14 protein-coding genes and 1 pseudogene are annotated in these 17,266 nt (G+C 37.2%); 9 read left to right on the top strand and 6 right to left on the bottom strand.

Annotation, left to right across the window (positions count from 1 at the left end; genetic code table 11):
* Positions 1–82: 82 nt before the first annotated feature.
* From E4O00_RS05135 to E4O00_RS05095, 9 genes and pseudogenes are all read left to right on the top strand, one after another.
* Positions 83–2,723, top strand: a pseudogene (locus E4O00_RS05135) (hypothetical protein).
* Positions 2,723–3,661, top strand: coding sequence for a hypothetical protein (locus tag E4O00_RS05130; RefSeq protein ID WP_253678921.1), 939 nt, complete (start codon positions 2,723–2,725; stop codon positions 3,659–3,661). Before E4O00_RS05135 ends, E4O00_RS05130 begins: the two are co-directional and overlap by 1 nt.
* Positions 3,645–5,183: a 6-hydroxymethylpterin diphosphokinase MptE-like protein gene (locus E4O00_RS05125; protein ID WP_253678920.1), complete on the top strand. Its 1,539-nt coding sequence runs from the start codon at positions 3,645–3,647 to the stop codon at positions 5,181–5,183. The genes E4O00_RS05130 and E4O00_RS05125 overlap by 17 nt, the downstream gene beginning before the upstream one ends.
* Positions 5,180–6,061: a 6-hydroxymethylpterin diphosphokinase MptE-like protein gene (locus E4O00_RS05120; protein ID WP_253678919.1), complete on the top strand. Its 882-nt coding sequence runs from the start codon at positions 5,180–5,182 to the stop codon at positions 6,059–6,061. Before E4O00_RS05125 ends, E4O00_RS05120 begins: the two co-directional genes overlap by 4 nt.
* A complete protein-coding gene (locus tag E4O00_RS05115; RefSeq protein ID WP_253678918.1) occupies positions 6,012–6,704 on the top strand; it encodes a motility associated factor glycosyltransferase family protein in 693 nt (230 codons plus the stop codon). The genes E4O00_RS05120 and E4O00_RS05115 overlap by 50 nt, the downstream gene beginning before the upstream one ends.
* Complete coding sequence (locus tag E4O00_RS05110) at positions 6,704–8,134, top strand: diguanylate cyclase domain-containing protein (protein ID WP_253678917.1); 1,431 nt, start codon at positions 6,704–6,706, stop codon at positions 8,132–8,134. Before E4O00_RS05115 ends, E4O00_RS05110 begins: the two co-directional genes overlap by 1 nt.
* 39 nt (positions 8,135–8,173) lie before the next feature.
* On the top strand, positions 8,174–8,767 hold the full coding sequence (locus tag E4O00_RS05105; protein WP_253678916.1) for an HD domain-containing protein: 594 nt from the start codon (positions 8,174–8,176) through the stop codon (positions 8,765–8,767).
* Positions 8,768–8,964: 197 nt separating this feature from the next.
* The gene (locus tag E4O00_RS05100) at positions 8,965–9,642 is read left to right on the top strand and encodes an ABC transporter ATP-binding protein (protein ID WP_253678915.1); all 678 of its coding nucleotides are present in this window, start codon (positions 8,965–8,967) and stop codon (positions 9,640–9,642) included.
* A complete protein-coding gene (locus tag E4O00_RS05095) occupies positions 9,639–12,254 on the top strand; it encodes an ABC transporter permease (RefSeq protein ID WP_253678914.1) in 2,616 nt (871 codons plus the stop codon). The genes E4O00_RS05100 and E4O00_RS05095 overlap by 4 nt, the downstream gene beginning before the upstream one ends.
* Here the strand turns inward: E4O00_RS05095 and E4O00_RS05090 are convergent.
* From E4O00_RS05090 to E4O00_RS05065, 6 genes are all read right to left on the bottom strand, one after another.
* On the bottom strand, positions 12,251–13,336 hold the full coding sequence (locus E4O00_RS05090; protein ID WP_253678913.1) for a sensor histidine kinase: 1,086 nt from the start codon (positions 13,334–13,336) through the stop codon (positions 12,251–12,253). The genes E4O00_RS05095 and E4O00_RS05090 overlap by 4 nt on opposite strands.
* A gap of 1 nt (position 13,337) precedes the next feature.
* Positions 13,338–13,952 (bottom strand): response regulator transcription factor, encoded by a 615-nt coding sequence (locus E4O00_RS05085; RefSeq protein WP_253678912.1) that lies wholly within the window; start codon positions 13,950–13,952, stop codon positions 13,338–13,340.
* A gap of 6 nt (positions 13,953–13,958) precedes the next feature.
* Entirely contained in the window at positions 13,959–15,260 is a 1,302-nt protein-coding gene (locus E4O00_RS05080; protein WP_253678911.1) for a hypothetical protein, read from the bottom strand.
* Positions 15,257–15,454 (bottom strand): hypothetical protein, encoded by a 198-nt coding sequence (locus E4O00_RS05075; RefSeq protein ID WP_253678910.1) that lies wholly within the window; start codon positions 15,452–15,454, stop codon positions 15,257–15,259. Before E4O00_RS05075 ends, E4O00_RS05080 begins: the two co-directional genes overlap by 4 nt.
* A 96-nt stretch (positions 15,455–15,550) precedes the next feature.
* Positions 15,551–15,814 carry a type II toxin-antitoxin system RelB/DinJ family antitoxin gene (locus tag E4O00_RS05070; RefSeq protein ID WP_253678909.1) on the bottom strand — a complete coding sequence of 88 codons (264 nt, stop codon included), beginning with the start codon at positions 15,812–15,814 and terminating at the stop codon, positions 15,551–15,553.
* A gap of 87 nt (positions 15,815–15,901) precedes the next feature.
* Entirely contained in the window at positions 15,902–17,266 is a 1,365-nt protein-coding gene (locus tag E4O00_RS05065; RefSeq protein WP_253678908.1) for a glycoside-pentoside-hexuronide (GPH):cation symporter, read from the bottom strand.

Genomic DNA, 17,266 nt, shown 5'->3' with positions numbered 1-17,266 from the left:
TTTAGGCTAAATAATTTAGGTTATTTACACATTCTGTCGATATATAGTATAATTATAGATATAAGTTATACGGGAGAATAGCATGGCATTAGATTTTAACAAAATTGAAGAACCGGATGATTCGGTTTTTCCGGTAAAACTTGAAGATGAGTCAAATCTTGATATGTACGGTGTATGGGTAAAAAAACGGCCTGAAAATAAAGAAAGTGATATATTGCCTATAGAAAATGACACTGCTGAGGATCCTTTTGAAAATGACATTCCGGAATTTGATGACCATGATGTCGTTAATTTAGATACTACCGACGAAGGCTTAGATTTTGAAGAATTAACTACATTGAATAATTTTGAAACCATAGAAACATATGAGTCTGATGATATTATTGAAGATGTATCTGTTACTTCTGAAGATGATATTTATGGTGACGAATTCGATATTTTTGATGACTCTGATACAGTAGTTGATGAAGAAGTTCAAGATAATTTTGAGACCGATCTTGCCGAAATGCCTATAGCTGAAGAAGAAGCTGTGCCGGATATAAACGAATTTGAAACTCTCGATTTAGAGGACTTCCTAAGTGAAGACGAGGCCTTTGAAACAGACAATAAAACAGAGGACGATAGCGAATCAGAATCCCCCGAACCTGATAACAATATAAAACTAGATCTTTCTTTTGATGAAGATTATCTAGAAACAAAGGAAAGTGATGCCATAGATTTTGAAGGAAACGATAACTTTGAAATAACCACTGATGAGCCGGAAACAAACGAAACTTTAGAGAAAGAAAAATCTTCGGATATTGAAAATTTAGCCGAAAGGACGATAGAAGATATTTCCGATTTTGATGATATTTTGGATGAGCTTGAGGCTAATGACAAAACTGAGGAAGAAACTAAAGAAGAACTGAAAGAAGATATTCCGCTTAATATTACAATAGACGAATACTCGGATATAACTTCTCTCGCCGGTGAAACCATGGGTAGTAATGATGACTTGGAAGATGTCGAAATATTCAGCGATATTTCGGAATTTGAAGAGGCAGAAGATATTGCAGATTCGGATAAAAAAGAAAAAACAGAGGACGATGGTTTAGTCATAGAGAGCACTATAATTGAAGCAGGAAATATAGACGAAATCCGAAAAGAAAATCAAAAAATAATGGCTAACTCTTCTCCGGCCGAAACGGCAGAAACAACAAAAGAAGTTGAAATAATAGACGATTTTGACTCAATGTTGGACAGTGTTATGGGCGAGGAGACCGAAGAAAAAAGCGATATGTTCTTTGACGATATTGAAGCCTTTGAAAACGATCTTTTGGATTCGGATAACAATGATGTTCCTGAAGAATTTATTGAACCCTCACAAGCAATTCAAGAAGATAAAAAAGCCGAAGAGGTTAAACCGGCTGAGGAAAAATCGAATGTACTTGCAAACGATAAGGCTACCGAAATATTAATTCAAATTGCAAGCGAATTAGTAAATATCAAAAATGAACTTGCAAATATGAAAATTGAAATGGCTCAAACCCAACAAAAATTGGAAGAGTCGCATATATCGGAACCTAAAGAAAACACTGTTACAGATAATATCTTAAATGATGTAACCGAGAGCGATAAGACCGGCTTCTTTAATGATGACGATGGAGATGAAACAATAGCTCTTACAGGTGATGAACTTAATAATATATTAATCACGGCTGATTTTACTGAAGAAAACACAGAAAAAGAATACGAAATCCCTGAAACATTGGACGAAATAAATGATACTTTTTTTGATGATGAGCCGGAAGATAAAAATCAGGCAGAAGAAGATAAGGACGAAGATGATGAAGTTTTTGCCGATGAAGATCTATTAAGTGCCGTACAGCCTGAACATATCAACGACCTAACTGACGATATCAGCTTTCTTGATGAAGATTTAGACTTAAGAATTGAAGAAGCTGAAAGCGAAGAAAAAACAGATACTCCGTTTGATACTGATGATACATCTTTTGATACTGTTGATACGATAGAAGAAAAATCGGACAATGAAGAAAAGGAAGATATTCTTCAAATAGAAGATTTTATTTCGGATGTGATAGCTGATGAGCCGGTTTTGGAAGAAGAAATCTTAGATACATCTGAAGAACAATCATCCGATGAGGAAGAAGGCAATACTATCGAAGACTTTGATCTAAAAATAACAGAACTGGAACTTCCCGACGGACAAAGCATTCCGCTTGGCGATGAATACAGTGATTTTGAAGCTATTACCGACAATATTGAAGAAGGTCATGACGAGGCTTCAGACTTTGCAGATTTAAAGTTTGATGAAAACTTAGAACAAGAAGAAACTCTTACTTCTGATGAACTACAGACCGATGAGATAGTTTGGGAAGATAACTCCGCATCTGCTGCAGCCGAGGAAGAATCAAACCTTTCTCAATATGATAATGTATCAGAGATAATGATGGATAACCATGCAGACTCGGTATTTTCAGCAGAAGAGCTTGATCAGGCAGCTCAAGATATTCCAAGGCTTGACCTTGATGAGAGTGCTGCCGAAGAGCAAAAAATACAGACAGAAACCTTGCCCATCCATTTAAAAGATGAGATTAAATCTGTTCTGACATATATGGATCAGCTTTTAGAAAGTCTGCCTGAAGAAAAAATTGAAGAGTTTGCAAAGTCGGAATACTTTGATACTTACAAACGGCTTTTTTGATGAGCTGGGGATATCCTAATGGGACTAAGGCAGAAGGCGGAGGCTGTAAGCATAAAAGCTTATCAGCCTCTAAAGCCGCATACTGATGAAAGCCCTTCTTCACCTTTTTTTGATGCAAAAAAACATTTTCAAATCTTACTAAAAAATCTGCAAATAGAAAAAGGCGGATTTTTGGTAAAAACAAATGAAGATTTTTATAATCTTTGTTTTGCTTCAGGTGTAGATATAACGACTTTTCATAGATGCATGATACCTTCAAACATTATAGATGGGTTTGAAGTTAAGCAGCATAATCTTTTCTCTCTCAAAAATGATGACTTAAAATCTCTAAAGAATTTTTTTTCTTCTCAGGAGTATGCAAGCATCTCGGAAATTATTTTGTTTTCTGTTGAAGAAAATAAGAGTTTTTTGTTTTTAATAAAATCTCAAAAAGATGTTTATAGGGAAGGCTTTGATTTTGAAAAAGCAGATAAACAAATAAGAGATTTTTTACCCTCGTATGATAAGTATAAAAATATTATAGAAACGGCAAGGCCTGTATATCCATTTCAATACGGTTCAGATACAATAATGCTCAAAATAAAATCGGCGCTCAACTTTAATAATACGGCTCATTTGCTGACAATTACATTTTTTCATGTTTTTATCGACACGGTAAAACTTCAAAGCGATTTAAATACTTTGAGTCTTTATTATTCTATAGCAAACAAAATTCTTAATCTAATGGGAAAATCCAATATGGCAATTTTGGGAATGGACAATAGCCTTTATGCGTCAATATTCTCATCAGAAAACCTGCCTATGGATATTTATACAAAAAAAATAACGGCAAGTTTATCCAATATTTATGGAGAAGAACTGTGTGCAAAAATATTAATTGAGTACAGGGGAAATTCAAAAAATATAACTGAGATAAAAAATTTTTTTAAGGCCGTAATAAATGATAAAACAAGTTAAATTACACTCTTCTTATAATCCTCAAAAGGAAGCAGAAAGATTTTCAGATACAATAAACGGAAATCCTAAAATTATCGTTATCACGGAACCCGGAGAATCTTATCTTGCATCGGTTCTGCGTAAAAAATTTCCTGAAAGTAAATTGATTGCAATGAGGTACACGGATAATTATTTTTTGGAGTCGGATAAACTTTGGGACAAGGTTTGGAGACCGGCTTCAGGAAATGCGTCTTTTTTTTTGGTTAATAATATTCCCGATGAATTTTTAGCTTCTACACTGTTTTTGCCTTGGAAGCCTGCAGAAAAGGTTTGGCCTGATTCCGCTTCATGGGTATGGAAGGAAATATCCCAAGCCGTAAAGATAATTCAAAGCGTAATAGCAACAAGAAGTTTTTTTGGAAAAAAATGGCTTAAAAACATGAGCGGTAACTTTATATTTGCAGAAAAAATTTTGAGCAGGAATTTTTTTAAAGAAATGAATTTGGGAATTGCTGAACCTTGTTTTTTTGCAGCTGCCGGTCCAAGTTTAGATGAGGTATTGGATAAATACACTAAGAATATAAACGGAATGTTTAATACGGCCGCAGCCTCTGCCCTGCCGGCCGTATTAAGCCGGAATATAAGGCTTGATCTATGTATATCGACTGACGGGGGATTTTGGGCTGCAAATCATCTAAAATATTTGCAGGATAAAAATTTTAAGGAAACCGCCCTAGCCTTTCCATTGGAAGCAAAAATTCCTTATAATATTTTAAAAAATAATAACTCAGTTTTTTTAAGTTACGGTTCAGCCCTTGAAAATCTTTTTTTTGACAGCTTAGGAATTGAACCCATTCCTGCAAAAAGAAACGGAACGGTATCGGGTACGGCAATAGAACTTCTCTTGGATAACACCGCGGGGAAAATTTTTATTGCAGGCTTGGACTTAAAAGAATCAAAAGGCTTTTCACATTGTTCACCGCATGAAAGTCAAAAACAAAAAGAAATTAAAGCAGACCGCTTAGATCCTATATCTAATTTTGCAGCTATATCCAACTTTGATCTGCGTTCATTAAAAACTTATGAAAAATGGTTTAGTCAAACACCTAAGAAAAGAGCTGAAAGACTTTTTAGAATAGGACAAAATCTTCCTATGCTAGGCAGTATAAAATCAATATGCGGGGAAAATTTTAAGACTGAGATAAAAATTAATGAAAATGCAAATAAAAAAAATATTCAGACAAAACAATCAAAAAATTCGGCATATAAATCTATCAATGAAAAAAAAGCTATCTTGTCAAAAATTTATCGAAACATAAAAGAAGAAATAAAACACAAAACTTTTTTTGATAAAATCAAAATAAGTGCAAAAGAAACAAGCTTAAGCAGCCCTCAAAAAGAATTATGCGAATTTATTTCTTTTCAAAATTATATGAACTTTTTAAAAGAAAAAGATACTCAAAATGAAGAAGAAATTAAACTAAACCTTGAAAATGAAATAAGCTCTTTTTTAGAAAATCAAATTAGAAGGCTTACACCATGAATTTTTTTGATAAGAATATAGAAGCATTAAAAAGAATAAATTTAAAACTTGCAGAAGATATTATAAATTCTACTGAAAGCTCGGATTACGCCTCCAATACGGAGATAGCGAAAACAGGACTGACTCTCCCCTTACTAAAAAACGGCAAACTCCTCCATTCAAAATATGACCCAATAAAAGAAGCCTCTCGTTTTTTTACGGGAAACGAAAACTTCGTTCTTTTTTGCGGATTGGGGGCCGGTATCCATATAGAATGTTTTTTGAACAATTTTAAATTGAAGTACTGTGCAATAACCGAAGCAAGTTTTGCAAATTTTAAAAGCTTATTTAAAATAATAGATTTTTCACATCTTATTCTAAATAAAAACCTATCTTTTTTACCGCCCTTAGAATCGGAAAATTTTGAAAAAGAATTTATCAATACCTATATTCCAGCCATCTACGGCAATTTTGAGATAAAAATCTTAAGGCCTTGGGAAGAATTTTATAAGGATAAAATACCGAAATTCGAAAAAAAAATTAGAGCCTCATTAGAGAATATACAGGCCGATATTTCGACACAGGCAGCCTTCGGTAAAATATGGATGCGGAACATTATGCATAATTTAAAAACGGCATCGATAATCCTCCCCGCAATACCGAAAATAGATCCCGATAAAAAAGCCTGTATTTTAGGTGCGGGCCCCGGCCTGGAACCGGCCTTGGAAAATATAAAAAGATACAGGAATTCTTTTGTGCTTTTTGCTTCAGATACGGCTTTTCCCATTTTAATAAAAGCAGGAATCGAAGCCGATTTTTTTGTGAGCATGGACCCGCAAAATATTTCTTATGCTCACTGTTTTAGGCCTTTTCCGCAAAAAGACAGTAGGTATTTTTGACCTTTGCTCAAACCCTATTCTTGCAAGGGAATTCTTAAAAAACGGCAACTCATTTTTTTTTACAAAAAGTGCACACCCCTTTGTTCAATATGCTTCCCTTTTTTCTCCATTCCCATATATGGAAACTTCAAGCGGCACTGTGGCTCTTGCGGCAAGATCGGCAGCCCTCTCCCTAGGATTTAAAGATTTGGAGTTCTTAGGCTTGGACTTTGCTTATACCGCAGGAAAGGCATATGCAAACGGAACATATCTTTCCAATCAGTTTGAAAAAAGAGCTTATAAAACTTCACCCTTAGAAACAAAATTTTGTGATTTGATGTTTAGAACAGAGGTAAAAAAAACGGAAAAAAACGGAAAAATAACTTATTCTACATCTCTTCTGGAGGGGTACAAAACTTTTTTTAAAAAGGAAATCAGTCTTAATTCGGCAGATTATAAATGGAAAAAAGAAGAATTTGCCATATTCCCATATGCCGATTTTATAAGTCATTTAAAAAAATCCGTTCATAATGATAAGAAAATGTTGACAACGGCTCTTTTACCTTATTTTGCATATTTAAGTAAAAGATTATCTAAAAATATCTCGGATTTTGCCGATTTAGAACTTGTACTATCTCAAATTCTGGAGTATACTGTAAGTTAATGAAAAAGATGTATATTGGCATATATGCCGCAATAGCCTTATTAGTTATATTAGTAACATTTTCATGGTTTGTGTATGGGATTATAAAGGATTCTGACGCAGGTGTAGAGGAAGCAAAATCTACATTCGCTTACTTTGCAAAACAGATTATAATCTCCTCTGAGAAGGAAGACTTTGCCAAAAGTGAATATAATCAAAAGTTGTATGCACTTGCAGATGAGCTTGAAATTAAGGCCTTTGTTATTTCAAAGCCGTCTAAAAGTATTATAATTTCTTGGCCAAAGGATTCCGGCTTAATAAACTTTGATGAAGGCGGTAATTTTATGGTAAAACCGGCTTCTTTATTTATAAAAAATCATAGCGGAAGAATTAATGTAAAGGCTATGAAAAGCTATGATACCGAGCTTGTACTGACAGCTTCTATTCCGACTTTAAAATCGACAGCAATCTATTTAAGAATCAGAAGTGCTTTTTTTATCATATTGACCGTAACAATTTTAACGGTAATTATAATTCTTTTTACAAGTCTTGCAACTATTAAAGACCGAGTATATGCAGATGTAAACAAAAGAACATTTGAGGACGATTTTAACGAAGATGAAGCGGCTGTAAACCATGCTTCAGAACAAAAATATTACGCCGAACCAAAAGAAGAAGTTTATCCTCATAATTACAGTGAAGCAAAAACAGAAGATGAATCAGTTTTGAAACCTGTAAAAGAAACTAAAAATAAAAACGATGAGAAAATATACAGCCTTGAAGATCTTGATAATTTAAAAATTACACAGCAATTTCCTTATGAATCAGGGAAGGATATAAGCGTTAAAGACGATAAAAACATTAAATACATCAGCTCCGATTCTGAGGAGTATAATAATATTAAGAATACGGCATCCTTCGATGCAGTAAATTCAGAAGCCATAGAAAAGGTAAGAGGCCTTTACTCCCCCATTACGGGAATAAGCTGGCAGGAATATTTACCGGAGTACTTGGAATCGGAATTAAGAAGAGCCGCATCATCAGAACAGGACATAGCCCTAGTGATTATGCAGCTTGACGATTTCAGCCTTGAAAGCATGATAGGAAAAAAGATTGCAGCGCTTTTAATCGACTTTATAAAATTCAGGGATATGATTTTTGAATTCGACAGTAACGGATTTGCGGCGATTCTTCAAGATACAAATTTGGATGAAGCCATGAAAAAGGCCGAGGAAATATACAAGGGAACCAAAAACATTTTAACCGAATACGATATATCTAAAGCAATTTCAATAGGTATTACAACCAGAACATCCCGTCTTATTTCTTCAGGCAGAATGATAGAAGAAGCCCAGGCTGCAGTAACAAGAGCTATCAAGAATAATGAAGATCCTATAGTCGCCTTTAGGGTAAACCCTGAAAAATATAGGGAATTTATCTCGGAAAATTAGCAAAGAGTTTTAGATCTATCTTTATTTTAAGGCAACAAAATGAGTGTTTCACGATTGGAAAAACAGATGGGCTTCATTTTTGAGCTCGAAAAATTAAAAACCGTTTACAGGCAAAACGGCATAATCGGAGGATTAAGGCAGGAAAACAGCGCCGAACATTCTTGGCATATTGCCGTTATGGCCCTTCTCCTCGCGGAATACTGTAAGGAAAAAATCGACCTTCTTCACACCCTCAAGATGCTTTTAATTCACGACATAGTTGAAGTTTATGCAGGCGACACCTTTTTGTACGATACTCAAAAAAGAGAAGAAGCTAAGACCGATGAAAAAATAGCTGCGGATAAAATTTTTTCTCTTTTGCCTGATGACCAAAAAGAAGACTTTATGAATACATGGCTGGAATTTGAAGAGCGTAAAACACCGGAAGCCCAATATGCGGCAGTCTTGGATAACCTACAGCCTCTTTTAAACCATTATTATACAAATAATCGAAATATAATCAAAAAGAATTTAAAAAAATCCCAAATCATCGATAAAAAAGAGTTTATAAAAGACTTTTCCGAGGAGCTTTGGGCCTTTGCCCTTGATATCATAGAAAAGGGAACGGCCTTGGGGCTTTATCAAAATCTTTAAAAATGTCACATAAATGTAAGGTTTCTATGTTATTGTTTTAACCGAAAAAAGAAATTTTTATTCGTGCGGAGGGTTTAATACCCCGACGCTCTGCGTCGTAACAAAGAGTATTAAAGCCGACTGCAACCACCTTATGAGAACAACATACCCCGATGCTTTGCGTCGGGGGTGTTGATTACTTTTAGTGTGAGGTTTTTATGGAAATTATACGGATTGAACATGTGTCCAAGGCCTACGGTACGGGCGATACGCTGATAAAAGCCCTTGATGATGTAAGTATTTCGGTTGACAGGGGCGAGTTTGTTGCGATTGTCGGTTCTTCGGGGAGCGGCAAAAGCTCCCTCCTTCATATTTTGGGCGGGGTGGATTCACCGGATTCGGGAAAGATTTTTATTCAGGGCGAAGATATTTCGAAGTACACGGAAGATGAACTTGCCCTTTTTAGGCGCAGGAAGGTCGGGCTTGTCTATCAGTTTTATAACCTTATCCCGAACCTGTCAATCGAAAAAAATATCGGCCTGCCGCTTGTGCTTGATAAGCAAAAGGTCGACAAGGATAAACTTATCAATCTTGCCGAAAAGCTCGGCATAAAAAATAAGCTAAGCAATTTTCCGCACGAACTTTCAGGCGGACAACAGCAGAGGGCGGCCATTGCGCGCAGCCTGATTTATTCTCCCGCCCTCCTTTTGGCGGACGAGCCTACGGGAAACCTTGACCGCAAAAACACCGACGCGATTATGAGCCTCCTTCAATATGCAAATAAAACCTATAATCAAACCGTTTTAATGGTAACTCATGACGATCGGCTCGCCCTTTCCGCGTCAAGGATTGTGGAATTGTCGGACGGTAAAATTGTAAAGGACGAAGCTCTATGAAAAAATTCGGTATAAAAAATTACGATGTGAAAAAAAACGGAGCCGTCCTCCTCGCCGTTACAATGACGGGCATATTTTTTTCGCTCTTTGTGAATATAGCTTATTCTTCATATTCAAGTAAGATTGCTTCTCTTAAAGAACGCTTCCCCTACGATGCCGTTACCCGCAAATCCTATACGCAGGAGGTGCGCAGCCTCATCGCCGCTCACAAAAAAGTCAAGGAAACCCGCATCATTCGGGACTTGATTTCGATTCGGCATGAAGGTGTTTTATGCACGCTTGAAGAAGCGGAAGGCAGTATGCTCACCCGTGATGCTCTGATTGAGGGGAACTTTCCGAAAGACGACACGGAACTGATAATTTCCATGGAATTTAAAGAAAGGTTCGGTTTTGGAATAGGCGATACAGTGAGCGTAACCGCGGGAAAGCGCATTGTGAGCAGTAAGAGAGAAGCAGCCGAAAGCGAAACTTCCGCCGAAACCGGCACCGAAGAAGGTAATGAGCGGATTGTGCCTGCGGGAGAATATCCTGCTCAAGGCGAAGTCTTCCGTCCTGAAGGAGAGCGCTCCTTTACCATTACCGGCATTTTTAAAAATAACAGGACTACCGTCGCGGCAAATCCGAATGTGAAGACTTCAGCCGTAGGCGATGCTTTTAAGGACGGAAGACATGCAAAAATAGCCCTTGTTTTTGCAAATAAATGGAAGGGCTATAAAACCGTAAAAGACCTCGCTTCTTTGATAGAGCCTGAAACAGAGGACTTCCGCAATGTCTTTTTTGTAAACGATCTTCTTCTTGCCGTATACGGAGCCTTTGACCGAAATGAAATTTCTATTGAGCAAATCCTTACGGTAACGCTTTTTCCTCTCTATCTTGCGGTGGGAACGGTTCTCGTCTTTGTGCTGATGCTTAAAAATATTTACGGCATTTGGGCCTTCAATAAGATACGGACGCTTGCAATGTATAAAAGTATCGGCTCCTCTCGTAAACAGCTCAAAAAACTCGTGGTAAAAGAAGCCTTAAAGCAAGCCCTGCCTGCGGCCTTCTTCAGCCTTATTCCGGGCAATATCCTTTCGTTTCTTATTATCGAGTTTATAAAGGGGACTTCTAAAAACGCTCAACATCAAATTATTTCGAGCTATAATTTCAGTATAACGATGAATCTTATTGCAGGAGTCTTTGTCTTTATCTGTGTTGCGCTCTCTGCAAGTATCCCTGCCCGTAAGCTTTCCCGCATGGGTATTATCGAAGCACTAAAAGGCGGCTTTGAGCTTAAAAAAGATAAACGGAAACAACAGGCAAAAAGCCTTGAAAAAGAATTGCGTAAAAACAACTTTGTTATTTTTAAAGCGAGCACAGCCCTTGTTACCTTTTCGCTTACCGTCAGCTTTTTTATTTTGCTCATGGAAACGGGACTTCATGTAGAGCGCAATTATTGGGAAAGAGAACGCTTTTACGATTTTAGTCTTTTTTTGCGCACCCACAGAAAAGGAATCCCCGAGCCCTTTCAGCGCCTGCAAGAACAGCTCGATAAAAAAGATTATTTAATTTACACGCAAAAATATGCATTTATGTATCCCGAAACTTTTTTGTCGGACGAGTTTAAAAAAAAGGGATTTTATAAAAAGGCGGAAGGTAAACTTTTTAAAAGAGAAAACGGTAAGGCGGTTATCTCGGTGTTCTTTACGGGACTTTTGCCTGAAGATTTTAAAAGATTAACGGGGCACAGCGATTACCGCGGTATTGTAGTGTTTAACGGTGTGAGGAAGAATTTTGAAGATGAGGTTTCCAAGGCTCAATACATTCCCTATTTTGACGAAGGCGTAAAAAGTCTTCCTATAACTCTGTACGGAATCGGCAGTACAGGCAGTGATATGGCGGAAAAAGAATTCGTTGTTGAAAAATACATTAGGGAACTTCCTCAAGATTTTTTATATGATATAAACGAAATTGCAAGCGGCTATGCTACAGTAGTTTTTATTCCGGCAGAAGAATTGGATCGGCTTTTGCATGAACATTTTACTCCAAAAAACGAATACGATTATACGTTTACTCAATATTTTATGAATATCCGCACCGAAGAACATAAAAACACTCCGCTTGCCGATGAAAACTATTATAACAATCTTTTAAAAAATTACATACAGGAGGAAGAACGGTTCAGTGTTGAAGGTGAACAATTGCGCTCGGCCAATAAATCGGCATCCGATGTGCTTTCCCTTTTATTGTATTCGGTATGTGCCGTCTGCACTTTGATTACCCTTGCTACCGTGTACGCTGCCGTAAACATGTTTTTTGCCCGCCGCAAGCGCGAAATATTTTTGCTCAAATCGTGCGGCATTCGGGAAGCTGAACTAAAAGCCTTACTTATGCGCGACTATTTTTATTTTATGCTTCGCTCGGTGCTGTATGCCGTGCCGCTTTGTACAGGCTTAACGCTTTGGTACGGAACATTGAGCATTTCGTTTACGTTTAAACGTTTTTTAATCTATATGAACTATCCTGTGCTCGCAGTTCTTACCGCCCTCATCGCCTCCGCCGTCTACCTCTTTTTCCGCCTTGGCGCAAAGCGTTTTCAAGGCATGAATATAGCGGAGGAGGTAAATAATTAGCTTTTATAAAACGTAAATTTAAATACGGCACCGTTTTCGTTGTAAGCGCAAAGGGTGCCGTTGTTTTTTTCGGCAATGGATTTTGCGATGTTTAAACCTAAGCCGAAACCTTTGGAATCGGGAGTTTTATAAAAGCGGTTAAAGACGGAGCGCAAGGCTTCTTTTTGAATACCGCTCCCGTCATCTTTAAAGATAACTTCCGTGTAAAGGGGCGTTTCGTTAAAAAAGACGTTTACAGTATTTCCCTTTGAAAGATAGGAAGCTGCATTTTTAAAAATATTCATAAAGGCTTCGGTTATCCAATAATAGTCGGCGCTTATAAGGATACCGGAAGATTCGATATGAACGGCAATACCTTTTTGTTCAAAAAGATGTTCGCAAGCCTCATAAGCTTCAAAACAAGCTTCATAAACGGAAAGCGGAGCTTTTTTCATCGGCACGGTTCCGGATTCAAGGCTTGCCGAATGAAGCAGCCTTTCGGTAAGCTCATTTAAGCGGTGCAGCGGAGAATTATCTGCGGACGGGCTTGAGTTTTCCAAAGAAAGGAGCATTGCCGTAATGGGTGTTTTTATTTGATGGGCTATATCTTCAAGATTTTTTTGAAATCTAAGCTTTTCGGCTTGAGCATTTTCCCGTTCAAAAATGAGTTCGGTATACAGCTTGTAAAGCCTATCGTAAAGAATCCCCCCGTTTTTAGGAATCAGTTTTCCCTCTCCTTTTTCAAGGGAATCAAGGTAGGAGGCGATGTTGTCCGTTTCTTTTTTATTCTGCCGCCTGTAAAAAAAACATTCTAAAAGAAAGGCACTCAAAATCAAAACAAAGACGGCACAGAGCATAAGATAAAAAAAGGAGTAGTCCTCCCTATACATGAGTTTTTCAAGGAGTTCCGTTTTTATGCCTTCCGTCCGTATGCTCTCCGTTTTTAGTTTTTGCAAGGCTTCAATCTTTTTCTCGTTGGGAAGATACTGTAATACGGCGGAAAGAGAAGCCGTATATTTTGCCTGAAAGTTTTTGTAAGCAAAAAAACTGAGAGCCGTCAAAATGCAAAAATAAACGGCAAAGCGTATTTTTAAGCCTCTCATGTTAACCCTTCCACCTGTAGCCTATTCCTCTTACGGTTTCTATCTTTGAGCTGCCTATCTTGTTTTTAAGGCGGCTCATCGTAACGGTCAGCGTGTTATCTTCTACAAATGCCTCGTCCTTATCCCAAATATGTTCCAAGATAAGGCTGCGCGTTAAAACCGTGCTCGAGTTATTTAAAAAAAGGCTCATTATTTGATATTCTTTTTTTGTCAATATAATTTCCTTTTTATCGATGAGAATTATAGGCTCTCCGTTTTTTATATTCAAATAAATATCCTGATTATTGTTCCGGCGTAAAATTGCGTTTATCCGCGCCTTAAGCACATTGAGACTGAAAGGCTTTGTTACATAATCGCAAGCTCCCTCTTCCAAGGCCCTGACAATCGTTTGCTCATCATCTTGAACCGAAATAACTATGCAAGCCGATTCTATTTTCGGGATAAGCGGTAAAGAAGATTCTCTGCCAAGGTTTAAATCGAGGAGTATAATATCGGAATCAAGATAGGGCAAAGCCTCTTTTATCGAGGCGGCTTCCGCAATATCGAAATCCGCCTTAAAAAAGGTTTTTATCTCTTTTCGTATCGCATCATCGTCTTCAATTATAAGGAGGGTCATAAGTTTTTACTCTTTTTTAGCCTTTGATTTTTCTGCCAATTCGCGTATATTTTTATTTGCATCGTATTGTATTTCACGGTATATATTGGCATCGGCGACACCATGTTCCATCATTTTTTCGAGCACCCGTCCGCGGCATATTGAACACTTTGTTTTGTGGTAGAGCAAGCGTAGAATATACTTAAAGATATCGTATTTTACCAATTCTTCCGACTCCAAAACGGAGACAACAATATCTTCAATATCGTACATATCGCAGGTATCAAGCAATCCAAGCAATTTCCATTCCCTATCTTCAGAATAAAATTGTACGCAAATTTTTAAAAAACCGGTTGCCGTGTTTTCATCGTAACGTTCAAGCAAAAAATCATATACATCGGGATTACGCATGAGAACGAGGGCTTCAACAAGGTTTGTACGGTATTTTCCGTCTTGAATCGAGTCAAAGGAATCGAATAAGGCTTGAATCGGAACCTGTATACACCGATTTATTGTAAATAAACGGATAAGTCTTTTTTTTAAAGTTTCATCCGCTTTAATAAAACAGGCGGAAAGTTTTTTTATATCCTCATCACTTGCCTGCTTGTCTACCCATCTTATAATCCTGTAAAGTTCAGATCTTTCATTAAAATCAGGTTTTTGTAAGGTTAAAATAACTTCATCTGCCGTATAAGTTTGAACCTTTCTCGGCGAGTGTTCCCGTTTTGTTTGAGCTATGCTCAAATAACGGTCTATAGCAGGATCGTGTTCTTCTTGAAGCATTGCCGTTATTGTTTCAGTATCGTAACCCGTATAGTCTTGGACACATAGGTTGTAAAAATAATATCCTGCAAATTCTTCTATATCCTTATCTTCAATATGAGAGCCGAAATAGCGGGCAAGATATACGACAGCTTCATACTTATCAAGTTTTATAAGTTCATCTATACCGATTATATAAAAAGGTAGCTTTTTTTTTGCATAGTATTCGAACTTTTTATACAAGGCATTTTTTTCAAAGCGTCCGTCCTGTGCCAGCCTGACAGCAAAATTAAATACTTGCTCATCACCCCTATCATCCGAATCCATTTTATTAAAATATGCAATAACCCTGCTGTCAACCTTTTTTCTTTCAGGGTACAACTCCAATAAATCGTATACATAATCGGAACGGCTTCCTTCAAAAGATGGACCGAAAGCTTTATTTTCGATAATATTTTGGTAAAAAATATCTTCTACAATTTCGGAGGGCTGAATACATTTATTTTGAAGCAAAATATACGGAACACCTGTTCCTTTTTCCAATTCCTGTTCAAAAACAGTTATCATATTTCCTGCTCCGGATTAAGTTTTTTTAATCGTTCTGTTTTTCTTTTACGGTTTACTTCCCTTTTATATTCCCCTTTTTTCCATAATTCCATCACTCGATAATCGGGATTTTCACTATCACACATTTTATGTACTTCATTTTTTGACACATTTTGAAAAACACTTTTTACGGTACAATGTATACTTCTCGACATTTTTTCTCCTTGAATACTCATAACAACCATATCATAATTCAAATTATTTTTCACCATAATGAGTTTTGCACTGAATTATTTGTATTTGATTACCGATTATTCTATATCTATCGTGTCATGCAAAATATATTTTCCCTGATTCATCCGTTCAGCTGCCGCTTTTAGTCTTTCCTGATTATATTTATTATAAAAACCTTTTTCGTCACTCATAATTTTAAACGGAATACCGCCGATTCTTAACGATTGACGAATAAAAATATTAAATGCTGTTGTCATATTCATTCCCAAACTATCAAAAAGCTGTTCAGCCTCTTTTTTTATATCAGCATCCATTCTTATATTGACATTTATTTGAGCCATAGAAAATCTCCATTGTCTTAAAATATATTTATATTATACATACGATTATTTACAATGTCAATATAATTGTTTACAAATATGATAAATTTACTCTTTCCTTACCAATTCTCCGCGCTCTTCAAGTTCCGTTAAAATGCGGGCATAGGTTTTTTCGTCGATTTTATAGCGGAGGCGGTAGAGGATGTAGCTGCCGACAATGCAAAAAAGAGGAAAGACGAGCATGGCGCTTTTCATCATCAAAAGGCCTTCTTTTGTAACCTCGGCGGCGGATGAAGCTTCTTTGATTCCCGAAAGGATGACGACTGCACTTACGATGCCGTTTCCGATAGCTCCCGAAAGCTTATTGATAAAGGGCTGAATCGAAAACGAAATGCTGTCATTCCGCTTGCCCAGCTTCCAATGGCCGTAGTCAACGCAGTCGGCAAGGAACATGAGCATCATAAGCTGAATAAAGGCTTGGCCCACAAAGAGCAAAACGCCCGAAATACCTATAAAAAGCATGGTATTTACAGGTGCAAAAAAGAAGATGAGGTAGCCCGCCAAGACCATTATTATGGAAGCCGTATATATGCTCTGCCTTACAAAAAATTTACTTAAAAGCGGAAAAATGATTAGGGCTGAAATTTGGGAAAGGCCGAGAATAACCGCAAATACGGAGTACATACCTTCATCGCCGTAAGCGTACTTAAAAAAGTAGAGGCCGAAACTTGTTGTAGTCATGTAGCCTATCATAAAGAGGGTCATGGCTATTGCCGTCAAAAGGAGCTGGTCGTTTTTTACGATAACGCTTAAAAGTTCTTTGAGGGAGGTATGTTTTTGAGGCTTTGTTATTTCGGGCTCTTTTACTCCGATTAAGGTTATAATTTGACCGAGCCACATAATCACGGTAACCATAATTGCAAAGAAAAAATATCCCTTGGCAAGACTTCCCGTCTTATTGCCCAAAGCGGTTGTAATGGGCACTATGCCTGCAACAACAAAGAAAAGCCCCACATTTGCACAAATACGGGCAATAGCGCCTATTTTTTCCCTTTCCTTTTGATCCACACTTAAAGAAGGCAGCATCGACCAATAGCTTATATCGTTTGTGGTAAAGGCAATTCCCCATAAAAGATAGATAAGGCCGAAGAAGGCAGCATAGGCACTTCCCTTAATCCCGAAATCGGTAAAAAGAAGTATTGTTAAAATTCCTGAGGTCAGGGCTCCGAAGGCTATCCAAGGCTTAAACTTTCCGTACTTGGTCTTGGTATTATCAACTATCAAGCCCATAATCGGGTCGTTACAGGCATCAAAGATGCGGGCTGCAAGGACAATAACCGTAATGCTCCACAATACGTTTGTAGGAACATAGATTACATCGGTCATGTAAAAAATAAGATACATGCTTATCAATGAGTAAACCATATCGCGGCCTATAGTACCCAGACCGAAGGTCCATCTATTTTTATTCAT

The organism is Treponema sp. OMZ 788 (assembly GCF_024181245.1).
Taxonomy (GTDB): domain Bacteria; phylum Spirochaetota; class Spirochaetia; order Treponematales; family Treponemataceae; genus Treponema_B.
The sequence above is the reverse complement of the archived record's forward strand: the minus strand, read 5'-3'. Positions and strand labels throughout refer to the sequence as shown.

Bases quoted from the DNA above. Each gene is read 5' to 3' on its own strand.
- E4O00_RS05130 (WP_253678921.1), top strand. From the start codon at position 2,723: ATGGGACTAAGGCAGAAGGCGGAGGCTGTAAGCATAAAAGCTTATCAG.
- E4O00_RS05125 (WP_253678920.1), top strand. From the start codon at position 3,645: ATGATAAAACAAGTTAAATTACACTCTTCTTATAATCCTCAAAAGGAA.
- E4O00_RS05120 (WP_253678919.1), top strand. From the start codon at position 5,180: ATGAATTTTTTTGATAAGAATATAGAAGCATTAAAAAGAATAAATTTA.
- E4O00_RS05115 (WP_253678918.1), top strand. From the start codon at position 6,012: ATGCTCACTGTTTTAGGCCTTTTCCGCAAAAAGACAGTAGGTATTTTT.
- E4O00_RS05110 (WP_253678917.1), top strand. From the start codon at position 6,704: ATGAAAAAGATGTATATTGGCATATATGCCGCAATAGCCTTATTAGTT.
- E4O00_RS05105 (WP_253678916.1), top strand. From the start codon at position 8,174: ATGAGTGTTTCACGATTGGAAAAACAGATGGGCTTCATTTTTGAGCTC.
- E4O00_RS05100 (WP_253678915.1), top strand. From the start codon at position 8,965: ATGGAAATTATACGGATTGAACATGTGTCCAAGGCCTACGGTACGGGC.
- E4O00_RS05095 (WP_253678914.1), top strand. From the start codon at position 9,639: ATGAAAAAATTCGGTATAAAAAATTACGATGTGAAAAAAAACGGAGCC.
- E4O00_RS05090 (WP_253678913.1), bottom strand. From the start codon at position 13,336: ATGAGAGGCTTAAAAATACGCTTTGCCGTTTATTTTTGCATTTTGACG.
- E4O00_RS05085 (WP_253678912.1), bottom strand. From the start codon at position 13,952: ATGACCCTCCTTATAATTGAAGACGATGATGCGATACGAAAAGAGATA.
- E4O00_RS05080 (WP_253678911.1), bottom strand. From the start codon at position 15,260: ATGATAACTGTTTTTGAACAGGAATTGGAAAAAGGAACAGGTGTTCCG.
- E4O00_RS05075 (WP_253678910.1), bottom strand. From the start codon at position 15,454: ATGTCGAGAAGTATACATTGTACCGTAAAAAGTGTTTTTCAAAATGTG.
- E4O00_RS05070 (WP_253678909.1), bottom strand. From the start codon at position 15,814: ATGGCTCAAATAAATGTCAATATAAGAATGGATGCTGATATAAAAAAA.
- E4O00_RS05065 (WP_253678908.1), bottom strand. From the start codon at position 17,266: ATGAATAAAAATAGATGGACCTTCGGTCTGGGTACTATAGGCCGCGAT.